This is a genomic window from Kitasatospora sp. NPDC049258, assembly GCF_040678895.1.
Classification (GTDB): Bacteria; Actinomycetota; Actinomycetes; order Streptomycetales; family Streptomycetaceae; genus Kitasatospora.
The window spans coordinates 1-18887 of sequence record NZ_JBFAQT010000057.1 but is presented as its reverse complement, the minus strand read 5'-3'; the positions used below and the strand labels follow the sequence as shown (position 1 = coordinate 18887).

Here is an 18887-nt window from a genome sequence, read left to right as displayed (position 1 = left end):
CAGTTCACCATACCCGGCCGGCCTTGCGTGCTCCGGTCGGCCGAACCTTCAGAGTTCCAGGTCGTCCCACTGGCCCAGGAACAGGTCGCCGAGGGCCTCGTCGTCCGGTGTCCCGCTGCCGTCGAGCGCCTGCGAGGCCCAGATGGTCTTGCCCCGGCTGGAGTACCGGGTGCCCCAGCGCTCGGCGTACCGGGCCACCAGGAAGAGACCACGGCCCCCTTCGTCGGTGTCCTTGGCACGGCGGATGTGCGGGGCGGTGCTGCTCCCGTCGGAGACCTCGCAGACCAGGGTCTCGGTGTGGAGCAGCCGTACGTGGATCGGCACCTTGCCGTAGCGGACGGCGTTGGTGATCAGCTCGCTGAGGATGAGTTCGGCGCCGAAGGAGATGTGGTCCAGGCCCCACTCCTCCAGCTTGCGGGCGCAGGCGTTGCGGACGGGGCTCACCGCGGCCGGGTCGGGCGCCACGTCCCACTCGGCGACGCGTTCCGGTGCGAGCAGCCGGGTCTGCGCGACCAGGAGCGCCACGTCGTCGGTGGGTCTCGCGTCCGGCAGCGCCTCCAGCACGCTCGCGCAGACCTCCTCCGGCCGGCGGTCCGGCCCGCCGACGGCCTGCCGGAGGGCTTCCAGGGCCGCGTCCAGGTCGCGGGTGCGGTTCTGCAGCAGACCGTCGGTGTAGAGGACCAGCCGGGAGCCCTCGGGCAGTACCACCTCGGCGGTCTCGACCGGCAGGCCGGCGCCCAGACCCAGCGGCGGGGAGATCGGCGGGCGGATGAAGGTCACCGTCCCGTCGGGGTGGGCCAGCGCCGGTGGCGGATGGCCGGCCGTAGCCGCGGTGACCAGTCCGGAGACGGAGTCGTAGACGACGTACAGGCAGGTGGCACCGGTGACTGCGACGCGCGCACCGTCCTCGGCGGCCTCGGCGGCCTCGGCGGCCTCGTCCTGGATGTCGAGGTGCGCCACCAACTCGTCCAGGTGGCTGATCAGTTCGTCCGGGGGGAGATCCAGGCTCGCGAAGTTGTGGACGGCGATGCGCAGCCGACCCATGGTGGCGGCGGCGTGCAGGCCGTGCCCGACGACGTCGCCGACCACCAGGGCGACCCGGGCGCCGGGCAGCGGGATGACGTCGAACCAGTCGCCCCCCACACCGCTCTGTGCGGGCAGGTAGCGGTGGGCCACGTCCAGGAAGTCCTGGGCCGGGAGGCCGCGGGGCATCAGGCTGCGTTGCAGGGTCACCGCGGTCGCGTGCTCCCGGGTGTAGCGCCGGGCGTTGTCGATGGCCACGGCCGCCCGGCCGGCAACCTCCTCGGCGAAGGAGAGGTCCTCCTGGTCGAACGGCCGGGAGTCGCCCGACCGCCAGAAGTTGACCAGGCCCAGGACCACGCCGCGGGCCTGCAGCGGCACCACCGCGAGCGAGTGGATGCCGTAGTCGAGGATCTGCCGGGCGCGCGCGGTGTCCTGGCCCCGCCAGCCGCTGGAGCCGGCGAGATCCGGGGCGACCACGGACCGGCCGTCGGCCACGCTGATCGCCATCGGCGTGCCCGGCGCGAAGTGGATCAACCGGCCGACGGGGTAGAGCGGATGGTCCTCCGCCAGCCCGGCGACGGCGGTCCGGCGCAGCTCCGTGCTGGCCCCGCTCGGCTCCTCGCCGCGCAGGACCGGGTCCTGCAGTTCGACGGTGACGACGTCGGCGAACGCGGGGACGGCCACCTGTGCCAGTTCCTCCGCGGTGCGCGACACGTCCAGGGTGGAACCGACCCGCAGGCCGGCGTCGTAGAGCAGCTGCAGGCGGCCGCGGGCCACCTCCGCCCGGCCCGAGAGCGCCCGCAGCTCGGTGGTGTCCCGCAGGGTCACCACGCTCGTCCGGTGCAGGCCGAGGGTCGTGGTGGTCCGCTTGTTGAGGGACAGCAGCCGGTCCGCCGCCAGGTGGACCTCGTCGGTGGCGATCCGATCCGAGACCAGCAGATCGGCGGTGCGGGGGTCGAGGCCCAGGGTGCCGACGGGTCGTCCTTCCGCGTCCGCGGGGAGGTCGAGCAGCCGCCGGGCCTCGTCGTTGGCCAGCAGCAGCCGACCGTCGTCCCCGGTGATCAGCACGCCCTCGCGCACCGCGTGCAGGACCGCGTCGTGGTGCTCGTACATCCGGGTCATCTCGGCCGGGCCCAGACCGTGGGTCTGGCGGCGCAGCCGGCGGCTCACCAGCGCTGCGCCGACGCCGGCGAGGGCGACGGCCGCGCCCGCGCTGACCAGGAAGACGGGCAGCTGCCGGTCGACCGTCTTGCGCACCGTCTCGACGGTGACCGGGGCGGAGACGATGCCGACCACCTGCCCCGAGGGGTCCTTCACGGGGGCGGCCGAGATCACGGACGGACCGAGCGCGCCGTTGAAGGTCCGGGTGAAGGCCTTGCCCTCGGCCGCCTGGGCGTACGGGCCGATGACATGCTTGCCGAGCTGGGAGAGGTCACTGTGGGTGAGGGTGATCCCGTCCAGGCGGTAGACGATGAGGGCGTCGACGCCGGCGGCCTTGCGGGTCTCCTCGGCGAGCGGCTGCAGCACCGCGCTCGCGTCCGGGCCGTTCAGGGCGTCCACGAGGCCGGGGGCGTGCGCGAAGGACTCGGCGGCGGCGAGGGTGCGGTGCCGGGCGTCGGCCATGGTGTCCCGCCGGGTCTGTACGACGACGGCCACCAGCGCGGCGGCGACGAGCAGGATCACCAGCATCAGCTGGAGGAAGAAGACCTCGCGGGCGAAGCTGCGCGGCGAGGAGCGGGGCCGTCGACGGAGCTCACGCGGCGGTGACACCGCGCCGAGGCCGGCCGGCCGCGGGGGGTCGTCGGCTTCGGGAGGGGGCGGGTCCGCTGTGGCGGCGTTGCCGGAACGGCGGCTCAGCCAACTCCGGAGAGTGTCCGAATATTGGCCCATACTCCTCAGTTATCCCGCTTTGCAGGGGTGAAGGCAAGGAGGGTTCCGGGCGGGTGGAGTATCCGCGGCACGCCTTCCCGGAGGTCGCGGTCACGTTCCGTCACCGCAACCTCCGGGCAGCGGGCCTCGGCTACTCCTCGGTCGGTCCGAGGTCGGGCCGCTCGCACAGGTCCACGGTCAGCGCGCGGTGGGCGGCGTGCAGCTCCAGCACGGTGATCTCGTTCGACCCCTGGCGCAGGACGGGGCCGGGAACGTAGAGCGAGCGCTGGGGCCCCCGGGACCAGTGGCGACCGAGGTGGAAGCCGTTGACCCAGGCATTGCCCTTGGTCCAGCCGGGCAGGTGGAGGAAGGTGTCGGCGACCTCGTCGAGATGCACGGTGCCCCGGTGGAAGGTCGGGCCGACCGTCGCCGGGCCGCCCTCGGTGAAGCGGAGCCCGTCGAGGGAGTCGAGCGGCAGCGGCCGGCTGGTCCAGCCGGTCAGTTCCGTGCCGTCCAGCCGGACCCGGCCCAGCAGCCCCTTGCGGTCGTGGATACCGCTGCCGTAGTTGACCCGGCCCTGGTTCTCCACCAGCAGGCTCAGCAGGCTGCCCGCCCGCGGCACGGTGAAGGCCACGGCCCGCTCGTCGTTCTCCCGTTCCAGCACGCCGACGGGCTGGCCGTCCACGAAGACCTGGGCGCGGTCGTGGACGGTGCCGAGCTCCAGCAGGACCGGGCCGGCCGCCGGCAGGGTGCTCTCGTAGAGGACGAAGCCGAAGTCCTGGCCCAGCTGCTCCATGGTGAGCGGCCGCTCGGACCCGACGGCGTCGCCGAGCGCGGCCAGGTTGGCGAACAGCGGCGCGCCGGCGCCCAGCCGGATGCCGGCGGCGGCGATCTTCGGGCCGGGGGCGGGCACCGGTTCCGTCGGGACCGGGGCGTACTTGGCGATCACCTGCCGGAAGGCGTCGAACTTCTCGGTCGGGTCGCCGGCCTCGTCGAGCGGGGAGTCGTAGTCGTAGGAGCCGACGGTGGGCCGGAAGGTGTGCTTGTCGTTGGCGCCGTTGGTGAAGCCGAAGCTGGTCCCGCCGTGGAACATGTAGAGGTTGACCGAGGCGCCGGTGGCGAGCACGGTGTCGAGTTCCCGCGCGGCCTGGCCCGGGTCGCGTACGACGTGGTGGCCGCCCCAGCGGTCGAACCAGCCGATCCAGAACTCGGTGCACATCAGCGGGCCGGCGCTCTGGTGCGCGCGCAGGGTCGCGAGCCCCTGCTCCGAGCGGCTGCCGAAGTTGGCGGTGGCGAGGACCCCGGGAAGGGATCCGCGCGCCAGGTCGCCGGGCTGGTCGCAGGTGAACAGCGGGACGTCGACGCCGCAGTGGCGCAGGGCCCGGGCGAGGTGGACCAGGTGCGCGGTGTCGTCACCGTAGGCGCCGTACTCGTTCTCGACCTGGACCGCCAGGACGGGGCCACCGTTGGTCGACAGGTGGCGGCGCAGCGGCGGCAGCAGGCGCTCGAAGTAGTCGTCCACCGCTGCCAGATAGCTGGGGTCCTGGCTGCGGAGCATGATGTCGGGGTCGGCCAGCAGCCACGAGGGCAGTCCCCCGCCCTCCCACTCCGCACAGATGTAGGGCCCGGGTCGGAGCAGGACGTGGAGGCCCTCCGCGGCGGCCAGGTCGAGGAAGGCCGGCAGGTCCAGCCCGCCGTCGAGGCGGAATTCGTCGGGGCGCGGCTGGTGGAGGTTCCAGGGGACGTAGGTCTCCACCGTGTTGAGGCCCATCAGGCGGGCCTTGCGCAGCCGGTCGGCCCAGAGAGCGGGATGGACGCGGAAGTAGTGCAGGCCGCCGGAGATGATCCGGAAGGGCTGGTCGTCGAGGCGGAATCCCTCGTCGGTGATCTGCAGGACGGACATGGTACTGGGGCTCCTGGGGGAAGTGGGTGCGCGGCGGGACCGGCCGCGCGGGCACCGGCGCGGCCGGTCGGCGGCCGGCCGCGCCGCGGGCGACCGGCCCGGTGCCGGCGCTGGTCAGGGCGAGGTGACCTTGAAACCCTGCTGGTTGCCGTAGTCGACGATGCGCCGCTGCCAGGCGCTCAGACCCGCGTTGATGTCGGTCGAGATGCTCGGGCCGACGGTGTCCTTGAACACCGAGTTGGAGTAGAGCTGGTACGGCAGGTATTGCCAGCCCTTGCCGACGGCGGCGGACGAGTCGGCGAAGACCTGGTTGGCCTTCTGCCCGCCGAGGCCCGCCACCGGCTGGTCGAGGAAGGCCGGGTCGCCGAGCAGTTCGGTGGTGGCGGGGAAGAGGCCGTTGGCGGAGAGCGAGCGGACCGCCTCGGGGTCGGAGTTCAGCCAGATCGCGAAGGCCGCCGCGGCTGCCTTGTTCTTGCTGGTGGTGGGCACCGCGACGGAGGAGCCGCCGTTCTCGGAGGAGACGTTGTCGCCCGCGTTCCACTGCGGGACGGGCGCGGCACGCCAGTCCTTGGCGGTGTCCGGGATAGTGGAGGCGATGTTGCCGGGGGCCCAGGCTCCGATGATCCACATGGCGTACCGGCCGCTGCCCATCGACTGCCACCACTCGTTGGTCCAGCCCGGAGAGGTGTCGACGAGCTTGCGGTTGATCAGCGAGGTCCACAGGTCGGCGGCCTTCTTGGCGCCGGCGTCCTGCAGGTTCACCGCGACGGAGGAGGCGTCCTTCTGCTGGAAGGGCCGGCCGCCGGCCTGCCAGATCAGGCTGTCCACGCCGCCCGCGTCGCCGGGGTCGATGGAGGTGATGAACCGCTTCGGGTCCGACTCCTTGATCTTGATGGCCGCGGCCTCGAACTCGGCCCAGGTCTTGGGCGGCTCGATCTTCAGCTCGTCGAGGATCCTCTTGTTGTAGAACATCGCCATCGGGCCGGTGTCCTGGGGGATGGCGTAGACGCCGTCGGCGACCGCGACCTGCGACCAGGCGGAGGCCGCGAACTTGGGCTCCAGGGCGGCCGCGCCGTAGTCCTTCAGGTTGACCAGCCGCTTGGACATCGCGAGTTCGGGCAGGGCGAAGTACTCGACCTGGGCGACGTCCGGTCCCCCGCTGCCGGCCTTCACGGCGGTCTGGAGCTTGGTGTACTCGGCCGCCGACTGGCCGGCGTTGACGACGTTCACCTTGACCTTCGGGTACTTCTTCTCGAACAGGGCCACCGTCTTGTCGATGTTCGGGGCCCAGGTCCAGAAGGTCAGCGTGGTCTCGGTGTCCAGCGCGGCACTCGGGTCGGCGGAGACCACGGGAGCGGCGTTCGAGCCGCAGGCGGTCAGCGTGAAGGCGAGCGCCGCGGCCGGCACGAGGGCCAGGAGTCTGCGGCGCGGCGAGGTGATGGCACGGGTCATGGCGTGACTTCCTTGCTGGGACGGGTGGGACGACTGAGAGGGGCGGGACGGACGGGACGAGCAGGGGGAACGCGCTACTCCTTGACGCTCCCGGCGGCCAGGCCGGACTGCCAGAACCGCTGGAGGAAGAGGAACGCGACGACGAGCGGGATGATCGCCAGCACGCTGCCGGTAACCACGAGCGGGTAGAAGCCGGTGGTGGTGGCTCCGCTGCCCGCCGCGCCGGTGGCCAGGGCGTTCCACTGGTTGAGGCCGACGGTGAGGGGGAACCACTGCGGGTCGCTCAGGACGATCAGCGGCAGGAAGTAGTTGTTCCAGGTGGCGACCAGCGAGAACAGCAGCACCGTGACGAAGCCGGGGGCCAGCAGGCGCAACGAGATGGTGAAGAAGGTCCTGATCTCGCCGGAGCCGTCGATTCGGGCCGCTTCGAGCATGGAGTCCGGCACGGCGCCGATCGTGTAGACGCGCATCAGGTAGACGCCGAACGGGCTGACCAGGGAGGGCAGCAGGACGGCCCACGGAGTGTCGACGATCCCGATCTCGCTGAACAGCAGATAGGTCGGTACGGCCAGCGCGGTGCCGGGGATCGCGACGGCGCCGAGGACCAGCGCGGCAAGGACGGTGCGGCCCCGGAACCGGTACTTCGCCAGGGCGTAGCCGGCGGCCGTGGAGATGAAGGCGGCCCCGCCGGCGCCGACCACCGCGTAGAGCAGCGTGTTGGCGAACCAGCGGAGGTAGATGCCGTCGTCGTAGGTCAGGACGTTCCACACGTTGTCGAAGAGGTGGAACCCGTGCCCGAACCACAGCCCGAAGCTGGTGCTCAGCGAGTTGGAGTCCTTCGTGCTGGACAGCACCAGCCAGGCCAGCGGGAGCAAGGCGTACAGGAGCATGAGCCCCATGGCCACGGTGAGCGCGGTGCTGGGTCGCCGGGCCCGTCCTGCGCCGGTCGCGGGGGTTTTGACACTCACAGGCTCTGTTCCTTCCGCATCGACCTGGCCTGCACGGTGTAGGCGACCACTGCGGTCACTCCGCCCAGGACCACTGCGACGGCTGCCGAATAGTTGAACTGCTGACCGTTGAACGCCAGATTGAAGGCGTACATGTTGGGCGTGTAACTGGTGGAGATCACGTCGGGGGCCAGCGACTGCATCACGTTGGGCTCGTTGAACAGCTGGAACGTGCCGATGATCGAGAACACCGTGGCCAGCGCCAACGCGGGCCGCAGGGCGGGGAGTTTGATGCTCCAGGCCTTGCGCAACTCGCCGGCGCCGTCGACCTCGGCCGCCTCGTAGAGCTCCTGCGGCACGGTGCGCAGCGCCGCGTAGAGGATCAGCATGTTGTAGCCCACGAACTCCCAGGTCACGACGTTGCCGATCGAGGCGAGCATCCAGGACTCGCCGAGCAGCCGGGGGACGGCGACGTGCAGGGCGTCACCGACCTGACGGATCAATCCGAAGCGGTCGCCGTACAGGTAACCCCACATCAGGGAGGCCACGACGGCCGGGACGGCGTACGGGACGAAGATGCCGATGCGGAACAGCGCCGGCCACCGCAGCCGCCCGCTGTCGACCGCCAGGGCGGCCAGCAGCGCGAGCGCCAGCATCACCGGGACCTGGACGAGCAGGAACAGGGTGACCCGCCAGAGTCCGGCCCGGAAGAGCTCGTCGCCCAGGGCGCGACTGTAGTTGGCGAAGCCCACGAAGACGTTTCCGCCGACCAGCCGGTCCTGGAAGAAGCTCAGGTAGGCGGCGTAGCCGAGCGGTGCCGCGATGCCGATCACGAAGACGATCAGGAACGGGGCGAAGAACACGTAGCCGTAGGCGCCGTGACCGGGACGACCGGAGCGTGCTGCCGGCCGGGACCGGGGTGCCGTCCGGACCGGGGTGGACTGGGCGGGAGGGTGCGTCGTGCTCACGGAGGTGCCCTTCACGGCAGATGTTTACGCCAACATGAAGCTGGCGTTGAGTGTCGACCGCCGATGACAGGGCCGTCAAGTGCCCGTAACAGCGCGATGCATCTTCGTGATCCGGCCTCCCGACGGCGCGGGGCACCCCGCGGCGCCTGGCGGCCGCCCGACGCGAAGGAGGTGGTCCGCATCCACCCCGGCGGAGTTCACCCTGGTCAGCAGGCCGGATGCGGCCCCGGTGGGCGGCCCGCCACGCGCTTCGGCGACGACCGCCGCGGGCCGCGCGGTCGCCGGCCTTGGAGACGGCAGCGCCCGGACGACCGCCGCGCGGGCCGGTCCGGCGGAGCCGAAGGTTACGGGCGGATATCGGCCGCTCAGGGGCGGCAGGGGCCGCGCCGCCCCCCAGCACCTCCCTCCGCATCCCACCGGTACGATGTTCACGTTGACACGCGAGGAAGGACCGGCATGGGACGAAGAGCGACGACGCCCGGCGACGGCACCCGGGGCAGGCAGCGTCCGCCCTCCCAGGCCGATGTCGCCGCCCTCGCCGGGGTCTCCTCGCAGACGGTCTCGCGGGTCGCCAACCACCGCTCCAACGTGGAACCGGACACCCGGGAGCGGGTCCTGTCGGCGATGCGGATGCTCGGCTACCAGCGCAACAGCGCCGCCCGCGCGCTCACCCTCGGGCGCTTCCACGTGCTCGGCGTGGTCACCTTCGACCTCGCCGCCCAGGGGAACGCCCGTACGCTGGCCGCCATCTCGCACGCCGCGCAGGCCGCCGGGTACTCGGTGAACGTGGTCTGCGCGGAGGCCCAGACCGAGGACGCCGTGCAGCAGGCCGTGCGCCAGCTGACCGAGCAGGCCGTGGACGGCCTCGTCGTGGTCGAGGCCCAGATCCTCGACCGGAGGGGGTTCACCGTCTCCGGCGGGGTGCCGGTGGTCGTCGCCGACGGCGACCCCGAGCGCCGCTTCCACTCGGTGGACACCGACCAGGCGGCCGGCGCGACGGCGGCGACCCGGCATCTGCTCGGTCTCGGCCACCGCACCGTCTGGCACATCGGCGGACCGCAGGACTCCTACGCCGCCCGCCGCCGCACCGCCGCCTGGCACGCCACCTTGAAGGACGCCGACGCGCCCGTCCCGCCGCTCGCGCTGGGCGACTGGACCGCCGAGTCCGGCTACCGGATCGGCAAGGAGCTCGCCGCCCGTCCGGAGGTCACCGCGGTCTTCGCCGCCAACGACCAGATGGCGCTCGGCCTGCTGCTGGCGCTGCGCGACGCCGGCCGCCGGGTGCCCGAGGACGTCAGCGTCGTGGGCTTCGACGACGTACCCGAAGCCCCGTACTTCGCCCCGCCGCTCAGCACGGTCCGCCAGGACTTCGAGGAGGTCGGCCGGCAGTGCGTCGCGCTCCTCCTGGACCAGATCGACCGTCCCGCCGACGCGCGCACCGCCACCCGGATGATCTCCGTCACCCCGGAGCTGGTCGTCCGCGCCAGCTCGGCCCCCCCGCCGAGCGACGCACCCGGGTAGGCGCGGACGCCGTCCGGAAGTGCTCGGGCGACACGGGGCTGCCGGGCCGAGGACGGCGAGCTCCGCGGCCCGGCGGCCGGCCGTCAGCCGACCTTGATCTGCTGGCTGGTGCTGCCACTGCACGGGTACTGCACGAGCGTGGCGTTGTTGTTGAGGGAGGTACCGGACACGTCCAGGCACTTGCCGCTGTGCCGGGCCATCAGGGTGACGTAGCCGGTGGCGGTGGTGCGCACCGACCACTGCTGGTTGCTGCCGCCGTTGCAGCCGTAGAGCAGGACGGCGGCGTTGTCCGCGGTGGAGGCACCCGAGACGTCCAGGCACTTGCCGCTCTGCAGGCCCACCAGGTTGACGTAGCCGGGGCCGGCGGCCCGCAGGGACCACTTCTGGTTCGAGGCGCTGACGCAGGTGTACTGCAGGGCGGGTGCGCCGTCCGCGGTGGAGGAACCCTGGATGTCGACGCACTTGTTGCTGCCGCGTACGCGCAGCGCCTTCCAGATGTCGGCCGCGGCGCTGCGCAGGGTCCAGGACTGGTTGCTGCCGGTCGTCGGCCGGTACACACCGACCGGGGCACCGTCGGCCGTGGACGCGTTCGCCACGTCGAGGAGGTCGCCCGTGGCGACGTTGATCACCGTGCTGTGACCGTCACCGGTGGTGGAGAGCATCCACCGCTGCTGCGGGGACGAGCCGGACGGGGCGAAGCCGAGCACACCCCCGGTGACGCTGAGCGCCTTGCCGGTCCTGACGCTGGTGATGCGGTACGCGGTCGTGTTCTCCCAGGTGCCGGCGACCTTGGTGAACTTCCACTGCTGAGCCGGGTCGGCGGGGTCGGAGGGGTGCTGGACGGGGCCGGCGGCCGCCGTCGCGCCGGTCGACAGCGCCAGGCCGCCGTTGTCCCCCAGCAGTTGACGCACCTGGCCGGTCGGATCCGTCGACACCGAACCGTCGGTGCCGGTCGCGCCGGGGATGACGAAGGTGGTCACCGAGCCCGGGCCGACCGTCGCGGTGAGCGTCTTGGCGGCGGTGGCGGACAGGTCGCCGTCACGCGTCAGGTTCTTGCCGGCGTCGGTGGTGTAGCGCTGCACGGGGGTGGCGGTGTCGACGTTCTGGAAGCCCCCCAGGTCGAGGGTGACCGTCTGGTCCGCGCCGGTGGAGTTGGTGTAGACGGCCACCGCACCCGTGCCGCCGGGCCGCAGCGCCGCGAGCGTGCTCGTGCTGTCGCTCCCGATGACCCGGGCGCCCGGCCGGATGAACCGGCTGTAGTTGGCCATGGCCCAGTACTTCTTGTTCAGGCGCAGCGGTTCGAGGGCCGGATCGGTGGACGCGAGGTCCGCCTGAATCAGGCCCCAGTTGGAGTTCTCATGACCGGGTGTCATGTTGGTGTAGTCGTCGACGGCCTGCCACATCACCCAGGCGCTGGGCTCCAACTCCCTGATGTCGTCGTCGATGTGCTGGGCGAAGTCGAGGGCCGGGGACATGTCGGTGAAGCTCTGCGGGCCACTGCCGCCCAGATCGACCTCGGACATCCACAGCGGCTTGGCGGCGCCCTTGGCGATGTCGCGCGCCCCGGTCCTGCCGCCCGTGCCGTAGGTGTGGGTGTTCAGCTTGCCCACGGCGGCCCGGGTCGTGGCGCTGTAGGAATCCCAGTTGTCCCGGAACATGCTCGCGTTGGTCTCGTCCATCGCCGACACCGGCGTGCCGAGCCCGGCTCCGGTCAGCGCGCCGCGCAGGCTGGAGATGATGTGCGCCTGGGAGGCCTGGTCCCAGTGCGAACCCTCCTGCCTGCCGCCCGCACCCCAGTACGAGGTCCCCGGCTCGTTCACCGGGGAGACGGCGCCGAAGGTCACGCCGGTGGCGGCCTGAGCCCGCTGCACGGCCCCGGCCAGGTACGCGGCGAACCGGTCGTACTGGTCGGCCCGGAGATTGTCCTGCCGGCTGTCGGCCGCACCGGAGACCAGGCCGCTGTTGGTCATGAAGTACGGCGCGGAGTTGGAGAAGGCCTCGAAGGTGTCCGCGCCACGGCTCTTCGCGGCCTTCAGCCACCAGAGCTGGTTCGCGTCGGGGTTCGCGCTCCAGTGCGTCGGGTCGGCCGGGTTCCACCAGTCGGCGGGCTCGGTCCATCCGGCGGCGTCGCCGGCCGGCGGGCCGTAGGCGGCGGGGCGGTTCCAGTACCCCGGGACGGCGGCCCCCGTGCGCAGGTACGGCTGGGTCTCGGGGCTGTCGCCGCCGCCGATGTTGTAGCGGGCGACGGTGAAGCCCAGGCCGTCGGCTCCGTAGAGAGCGTCGGCCAGCTGGTTGCGCTTGGCGTCCGGCCAGCCGCCGGTGACATTGGCGAACCAGGCCAAGGCCGTTCCCCAGCCCTGGAACGGCTGCTGCTGGTAGCTGGGATCGAGGCGGACGGTGACGTGCGCGGCGGCTTCGGCGGCGGTGGCGGGCGCGGCGCTCAGGGTGCTCGCGGCGAGGGCCGCGAGCACGACGGCGGCGGCCCCGGCCCGGGTCCGGCCGGAGCGGGCGGGCGGCTGCTTGTGTGGGGACACGGGTACTCCTGGACTGGGTACGGGCGCCGGTACGACGCCCCTCCGCCGAGCGGAGGGGCGGAGGGGCGTCGACGAGGGCGGCTCAGGGTCGGCAGGTCAGGATCGGCAGGTCAGGGGGCAGGTCAGGGGCGGCGGGTCACGGGGTGGTGGTGCGCAGCCACTGCTGGTTGCTGCCGGTGCCGCAGGTCCACTGCTCCAGGACGGTGCCGTTGGCGGTGGACTGGTTGGTGACGTCCAGGCACTTGCCGCTGTGCCGGGCGATCAGGCGGACGTAGGTGGTGCCGGTGACCTTCTGGATCTGCCACTGCTGGGAGGTCCGGCCGTCGCAGGGGTTCTGCACGGCGAGCGCGCCGTCGGCGGTCGAGGCGCCGCTCACGTCCAGGCACAGGCCGCTGTGCCGGGCCATGATCTGCGCGTAGCCCGTGCCGAGGTTCTTGAGCCAGAAGTTCTGGTTGGCGCCGTTGCCGCAGCCCCACTGGAGGAGCTGGGCGGCCGGGGCGAAGGAGTAGTTGCCCACGTCCGCGCACCGACCGCTCTGGCGGCCCGTCAGGCTCTCCCAGGTGGCCTTCAGCGGGGTGATGATGCCCGTCGCGGCGTTCACGTCGATCTGCGGCGAGGCCCCCATGGTCAGGGTGGTGTCGGTGGGGAAGGCCAGCGGCAGCCAGACGTACTGCGAGTCGTTGACCGTCCCCCCGAAGGAGTTGCCCCAGCGGTCCCCCATGTACAGGTAGCTCGTGCCCTTGGTGCCCTGCACGGGCAGCACGTACGCGGTCTGGCTGCCGTAGGCGACGCCGTCGCCGATGTCCTGCAGCCCGCTCCAGGTACCGGTGACGCTGGTCGCGGTGCCGTACCGCTGCTGGTTGGGGTTCCAGCCGCTGGTCGTGGAGCTGAGCAGGAAGTAGACGCCGTTGCGCTTGAACATCGCGGGGGCCTCGCGGGACTGGCCGGCCCACAGGTTCTGCACCTGGGAGTCGATCCCGGTGTAGTCCGCCGTCAGCTTGTAGACGTGCAGGTCCCGGTTCTCGTTGGCGGCGGAGATCATGTACCCGGTGCCGTCGTCGTCCACGAAGGTCGTGATGTCACGGGACATCTCCCCCAGCGGCCGGAAGCTGCCCCGGTAGCTGTAGGTGCCGTCGACCGTCGTGGAGACGGCGACCGCCGCGCGGGCCTGACTGTAGTCCGAGCCGTTCTCCTTGTGCATCCACATGACGAACAGGCCGGTCGCGGCGTTGTAGATGACCTTGGGCCGCTCGATGACGGCGTAACCGAGATCCGGATCCGCCGCCTGGGTCAGGGCGTGGTTGCGGAACTCCCAGGTCTTCAGGTCGGTGGACCGGTAGACCGAGACGTAGCGGAAGGTGTTGTCGGCGTTCCGGTCCTCACCGAACCAGTAGTAGTACTGGCCGACCTTGATCACACCGCCGCCGTGGGCGTGCACCGGGTTGCCGGCGGTGTCGCTGAACTGGGTACCGTTGATGATCGTCGCCGTGGCGGCCTCGGCGGTGCCGACTCCCTGCAGGAGCGGGAGGAGCAGCGCCAGCACGGCACTGAGCAGGATCGTTCGCAGTCTCGGCATGTTCACATACCTTCGTTCTCCGGTGCGTGCGCCGAATCCTTCCGGGCCATGGCATCGCGAACATGCCACGGGCCGGCCGACCGGTCTCGGTGTGATCTCTGCGAGTACCGCCTGACGACCTGCATCCCGGAGCAGGGACAAGGTGGGGGCGGACTCGGCGCACGCATCGCGGGGTGGGGGTGGGGTGGGGTGGGGTGGGCTGCGCTGATCAAGTCGGCCGCCTGGAGCGCGCCTTCCGACGCGATGCCCGTCTCCCGGCAGCCCTGGTGATTCGCCGCCCATCGGGGCGGGGATGACCACCGGGATGTCCGACCCCCCGGTGACGCCGACACGGCCGTCCTGCCATGTTGGCGCAAACAAATGGGGTCGACCGAGAGTTTCGAAGCACGCCTCCGCTATGTCAAGGGATCCATCAAACTTAGACAAATTCCGGCATCATCAACCCGAGACCCCGGCCTGTCGCGATCAATTCGGTACAGCGAGTGACGATTGGACGACGTGGCACCGCCCGTACCAGAGAATCGGCCCACCCAAGGGCTTGACGCCCGGGCAGGCCGCGTTTGAATATGTTTACTTCTGATGGCTCGCTCGGCCGGTCGCAGATCCCAGCACCGCCGTGCCGAGCTCTGCTGCCGGCGCCCCCGCGAGGTAGGGCCGGCCGGCCGCGCGACCGCGGTCCGCGGAGAGGGGAACGGCGGGTCTACGCCGTCAGTCGCCCGAGGGTGCGTCGGGGCGCGCGGCGTCGGCGCTTCCACCGGCCGCCGCGCGTGCGGCCGCGCGCCGGCGCCGGCGCCGGACCAGCAGGGCGGTGAGCGTGACGGCGAGGAGTGCCAGGGCTCCGGCGGGGATCCACGGCAGGTCGACGAAGTCGTCGGAGCCGGTCGCGGTGACCCCGTCCGCGGTCACCGTGACGGTGACGTCGCCCCAGCCCGTGGGCGCGCCGGACCAGGCCTCGGTGATCTGCACCTGCTGCCCCGGGAGCAGTTCGGCCGGCACCTTCACCAGCTGCCGTGCGGTGGGCCCTCCCGCGAACACGCCGTCGACCTGGACGTCGGCCCGGGGTTCGAGCTTCACGTTCCCGGTGTTGTGCAGGGTGTACGTCAGGGTGGAGTCGCTGCCGCCGGTCCACGGAATCCGCGGGTTGTGCGCCGTGAACCGCACGTCCTCGACGGCGACCGCCGGCCGCTGCGCCCCGAGGACGCGCAGATAGATCCGGGCCCCGACGCCGCGCTGCACGCCGATGAAGGAGCCCGACCCGGCCTGGACACGGTCGTCGACGGCCACCAGCGCACCCACGTGGTCGCCGGGCGGGGCGTCACCGGGAACGGTCAGGGTGAGGCCGACCGTCTGCGACGAGTGGGCCGGGAGGGTCACGACGTCCCGTTCGGGCTTGCCCCAGGCGCCGATGTCGCGCTGGGTCTCCTCGCGGCCACGCACCGCCAGCCCACCATCGCGCTCCGTGTTGTAGGCGTCGGCGACGTAGAGGTGGAGCGTCAGCGGCCCGTCCGTGCTGTTCGTGACGACGGCGCGATCGGAGAAGGTCGCGCCGGGGGAGGCCGAGAGCTGGAAGGCCGCGCGCGGAGTGATCGCGGAGTCCGCGGGTGCGACCGACCATTCGCCGTTGTCGGCGGCGCGGGCCTGGGTGGGCAACAGGGCCATCAGGCCGAGAAGGAGAACGGTGACGACGGATGCTCTGCGCATGGCGGGCCAGCTTTCGAAGCGCCGCGTGCCCGACACCCGATGCCTGGCATCTGGCGTCGGGCACGCGGGCACGGTCACAGGAGGGTGAGGGTCAGCAGTCCGGAGTAGGTGCCGACGGGGGTGAACTTCGCGATGTCGAGGGAGACGGCGGCACCTGCGGTGAACTCTCCACCGGTCAGGGTTCCGTCGGCGGCGGACGCGAGGGTCGCGCCGCCCGTGCCGATCGTCCCGGCACTGCCTGCCCGGCAGGCGCTCGGGCTGTCGGCCTTGGTGGTACAGGTGGGGGTCCAGCTCAGCCGGTCCGCGTCGATCTTTCCACGCGGTCCGGTGAAGTCCGTCACCTTGCCGGTGAGCGACCAGCCGGCCGTACCGCCGCGGAAGTCCTTGACGGTCACGGGGTTCAGGGATCCGGTCGAGGCTCCACCCGCCCCGAAGGCGACCGGCGGCAGCTGGACGGCGTCGGCCGCGGCGGTCATCGAGAGCACGCCGCCGTCGACCGAGGTGCCGATGCGCTGGTTCACCGTCCCAGGGGCCCCGCTGCCCGGGTCGGTCGGGTCCGTCGGGCCGGGCGGGTCGGTCGGAGCGACCTGCGCGCCGACCTTCCAGGCCTGGCCGGCGCTCCCGTTGCAGTCCGACTGGACCAGATCGGCACCCGCCGCCGTGGATCCGTCCTGGACGTCCAGGCACTTGTTGCTGTGCTTGGCGACGATACGGACGTAGCCGTCGGTGAGGCTCTCGAAGCGCCAGCGCTGGTTGTCGCCCGAGCCGCAGTCGTACTGCTTGACGTGGGCCCCGTTCGCGGTCGATCCGTCCGCCACGTCCAGGCACTTACCGCTGTGCTGGGCCAGCACCCGGACGTAGCCGCCACTGTTGTCGGTGAACCGCCACCGGTCGTTCAGTCCGCCGTCGCAGGCTCCCTGGACCACCGGCACGTTGTTGTCGGAGAGGCTGTCGACCACGCTCGCGCACAGGTTGCTGCCCTTGCCGGTGATGGTGTTGAGCGCGTCCCCGCCGGCACCGGCGACCCGGCCCGTCGCCGTGTCGATCGAGACCTCGGGATACCACGGAAGGGTCATCGTGGTGGCGGTCGGGAACTGCAGCGGGAGCCAGACATAGGTGGAGTCGTTGACCCGCTTGGGGTCGGACCACACCCCGGCCCATCGGTCGCCCATGTAGAGGTAGGACGTGGTGTCACTGCCCTCGACCGGGAGGACGAACGCCGTCTGCGAGTCGTGGCCGTTGTGGTTGCCTACGTCCCTCATCGGCGTCCACGGTCCGACGGGGCTCGGGGCGGTGGCGTACTTCTGCTGGTTCGGGTCCCAGTAACTGGTCCCGGAGGTGAGCATGAAGTACACGCCCGCGCGCTCGAACAGCGCAGGCGACTCCCGGTGCTGTCCCGGCCAGGGGTTCGCCGCCACGTCCTTCACCTGGGTGTAGTCGTCGGTGAGCTCATAGATCATCAGGTCGGCGTTGTCGTTCGCGGAGGAGACCATGTAGGCCTTGCCCGCGGCCTTGTCCTCGAACACGGTGATGTCGCGCGACATGAACTCCGCACCCGAGGCGTCCTTCGGACGGAACGAGCCCTTCCACTGGTAGGAGCCGTCGATCGTGGAGGAGACCGCCACGGCCGCCCGGGCCTCGCCGTAGGAGTCGTCGGCCTCCTTGTGCATCCACATCACGAACTGCTTGGTCCTGCTGTTGTAGAGGACCTTCGGCCGCTCGATCAGCGCGGTGCGCAGCTCCGGGTCGGACTCCTGGGTGAGGACGTGCCCCCGGGGCTCCCAGCTCTTCAGGTCCTTGGAACGGTAGGCCGACACGTAGCGGAACTTGTTGTCCTCGCCGCGGTCCTCACCGAACCAGTAGTAGTAGTCGTCGACCTTGATCACACCGCCGCCGTGCGCCTGCACCCCCGCCCCCGTGGTGTCCGGGAACTGGGTTCCGGCGGTGGTGGTGACGGGGGCGGCCAGCACCCCTGGCGCCCAGGCCGTCACGGCCAGCAGGAGGCCGACGGAGCCGGCGACTACGGATCCCACTCTTCTCATACGGGTTCCTTGATGTCGTCCGCGCTCGTCCTGACCTCCGGAGCCAGCCACCGGAGCACCGTCCACAAGGGAACAGAAACAAACGTTTTTGCGCGGAAATCAACAGATTGACCCATAGGGTCGCCCTGACGGAACCGCGCTGTCAACACTCCGAAACACTTCCGACATGTGGGCGTCACATCCCGGTGCCCGGCGGGGCCCGCCGGGCTCGGCGGGGTGCGGCGGAGCACCCCACGGGCAGCCTCGACATCGGGTCGTGGGCCTCGAAGGCGCCCCGGGACATCGAGGGGTCACTCACGTGTTCTCCATGGATGCGGCGCGGCACACAGCGAACCGTGTGCGTCGGTCGCTGTATGGAGCGCCGCGGCCTGTCGCCACCCTGGGGCTTTACCGAAGCGTTATCGGATGCCCTCCCCGCCGGCCCCGACCACCGGAGGCGGCCCCACCCGCCCGGGCGGGGACGACCGGCCGGACACCGGGGTGGACCGAAGCCACCAGCGGGCAGCGAGGGCGTCCTACCGGCCCGTAGCAGGCCGCGGAGCGCCAGCGCCGGCAACCGCCGCACGTCACAACGTGGTCTCGACCCAGGGGCGGGCTTGACGGGGCTTCCGAAACAGGGGTGTCATATGTCCATCGCGTTCGGAAGTGTTTGTTACTGAGTGTTTACGTTGGATTAGCCAACCAATGCAGGCAGCCGGGCCTCGAACCACCACCCGGCCGGCTGCACAGCACACCTCACCGCTCGCATTGCCCAGCGCGTGCCCCCTGTGACCGCCCCCACGCACCCGTTTCCGCCCGCTCGGCAGGTGCGGCCTCGAAGGAGCCCCCCATGTTGCGTCCCCCCACCCGCGCTGCCGCGGCGGCCGGTCTCCTGCTCTGCCTGGGCCTGACCACCGCCTGCTCCACCGGTCAGGAGTCCGTGAAGGCCGGCGACGCCTCCGTGGCGCCGGTCAGCGGGAAGATCTCGATCACCTACCTGCAGAAGCAGGGCGACCAGGAGTACTTCGTCGGCGAGGCCGCCGGCGCGAAGGCGAAGGCCGCGGAGCTGGGCGTGGACCTGAAGGTGGTCAACCTCGGCAACGACGCCAACAAGACCATCAGCGAGGTGCAGTCGGCGATCGCGCAGAAGGCCAACGGTGTGATCATCGTCGTGCCGGACCCGGCCGTCGGCCCGCAGGTGGTGCAGACCGCCCGCGACGCGAAGGTGGCGCTGCTCACCTCCGACGACCAGATCTGTGCCACCGGTCCGGACCCGTCCTCCTGTGCCAAGAGCGACCTCGTGCCGCGGATCGGCTTCAGCGGCGCCCAGATGGGCGGCGAGGTCGGCAAGCGCGCCGTCGAGGAGTACAAG

General features: G+C 71.3%; 10 protein-coding genes and 2 pseudogenes. 2 read left to right on the top strand and 10 right to left on the bottom strand.

Annotated elements, in window-relative coordinates:
* Positions 1-48 precede the first annotated feature (48 nt).
* From AB0K43_RS29470 to AB0K43_RS29450, 5 genes are all read right to left on the bottom strand, one after another.
* The gene (locus tag AB0K43_RS29470; protein ID WP_363645117.1) at positions 49-2712 is read right to left on the bottom strand and encodes a SpoIIE family protein phosphatase; all 2664 of its coding nucleotides are present in this window, start codon (positions 2710-2712) and stop codon (positions 49-51) included.
* Between the two features lie 331 nt (positions 2713-3043).
* Positions 3044-4795, bottom strand: coding sequence for a beta-galactosidase family protein (locus AB0K43_RS29465; RefSeq protein WP_363645091.1), 1752 nt, complete (start codon positions 4793-4795; stop codon positions 3044-3046).
* Between the two features lie 114 nt (positions 4796-4909).
* Positions 4910-6247 carry a sugar ABC transporter substrate-binding protein gene (locus tag AB0K43_RS29460; RefSeq protein ID WP_363645089.1) on the bottom strand — a complete coding sequence of 446 codons (1338 nt, stop codon included), beginning with the start codon at positions 6245-6247 and terminating at the stop codon, positions 4910-4912.
* Positions 6248-6321: 74 nt separating this feature from the next.
* Positions 6322-7215, bottom strand: a complete 894-nt coding sequence (locus tag AB0K43_RS29455; protein WP_363645087.1) for a carbohydrate ABC transporter permease — start codon at positions 7213-7215, stop codon at positions 6322-6324.
* Positions 7212-8162 carry a sugar ABC transporter permease gene (locus AB0K43_RS29450; protein ID WP_363645085.1) on the bottom strand — a complete coding sequence of 317 codons (951 nt, stop codon included), beginning with the start codon at positions 8160-8162 and terminating at the stop codon, positions 7212-7214. The genes AB0K43_RS29455 and AB0K43_RS29450 overlap by 4 nt, the downstream gene beginning before the upstream one ends.
* Positions 8163-8618: 456 nt before the next feature.
* Here AB0K43_RS29450 and AB0K43_RS29445 point away from each other — a divergent pair, with 456 nt between their 5' ends.
* Complete coding sequence (locus AB0K43_RS29445; RefSeq protein ID WP_363645083.1) at positions 8619-9683, top strand: LacI family DNA-binding transcriptional regulator; 1065 nt, start codon at positions 8619-8621, stop codon at positions 9681-9683.
* 83 nt (positions 9684-9766) lie between these two features.
* On the opposite strand, the gene AB0K43_RS29440 is transcribed toward AB0K43_RS29445, so the two are convergent.
* The 5 genes and pseudogenes from AB0K43_RS29440 to AB0K43_RS29420 all read right to left on the bottom strand — a co-directional run.
* The gene (locus AB0K43_RS29440; RefSeq protein ID WP_363645081.1) at positions 9767-12217 is read right to left on the bottom strand and encodes an RICIN domain-containing protein; all 2451 of its coding nucleotides are present in this window, start codon (positions 12215-12217) and stop codon (positions 9767-9769) included.
* Positions 12218-12353: 136 nt separating this feature from the next.
* On the bottom strand, positions 12354-13793 hold the full coding sequence (locus AB0K43_RS29435; protein WP_363645079.1) for an RICIN domain-containing protein: 1440 nt from the start codon (positions 13791-13793) through the stop codon (positions 12354-12356).
* A gap of 708 nt (positions 13794-14501) precedes the next feature.
* Positions 14502-15494, bottom strand: a complete 993-nt coding sequence (locus AB0K43_RS29430; protein ID WP_363645077.1) for a DUF916 domain-containing protein — start codon at positions 15492-15494, stop codon at positions 14502-14504.
* Between the two features lie 74 nt (positions 15495-15568).
* Positions 15569-16069, bottom strand: a pseudogene (locus AB0K43_RS29425) (beta-xylosidase); the annotation flags it as partial.
* Between the two features lie 33 nt (positions 16070-16102).
* Positions 16103-17536, bottom strand: a pseudogene (locus tag AB0K43_RS29420) (RICIN domain-containing protein); the annotation flags it as partial.
* 829 nt (positions 17537-18365) lie between these two features.
* Between AB0K43_RS29420 and AB0K43_RS29415 the strand changes: the two are divergent.
* On the top strand, positions 18366-18887 hold a 522-nt coding region (locus AB0K43_RS29415), incomplete at its 3' end, for a substrate-binding domain-containing protein (RefSeq protein ID WP_363645075.1).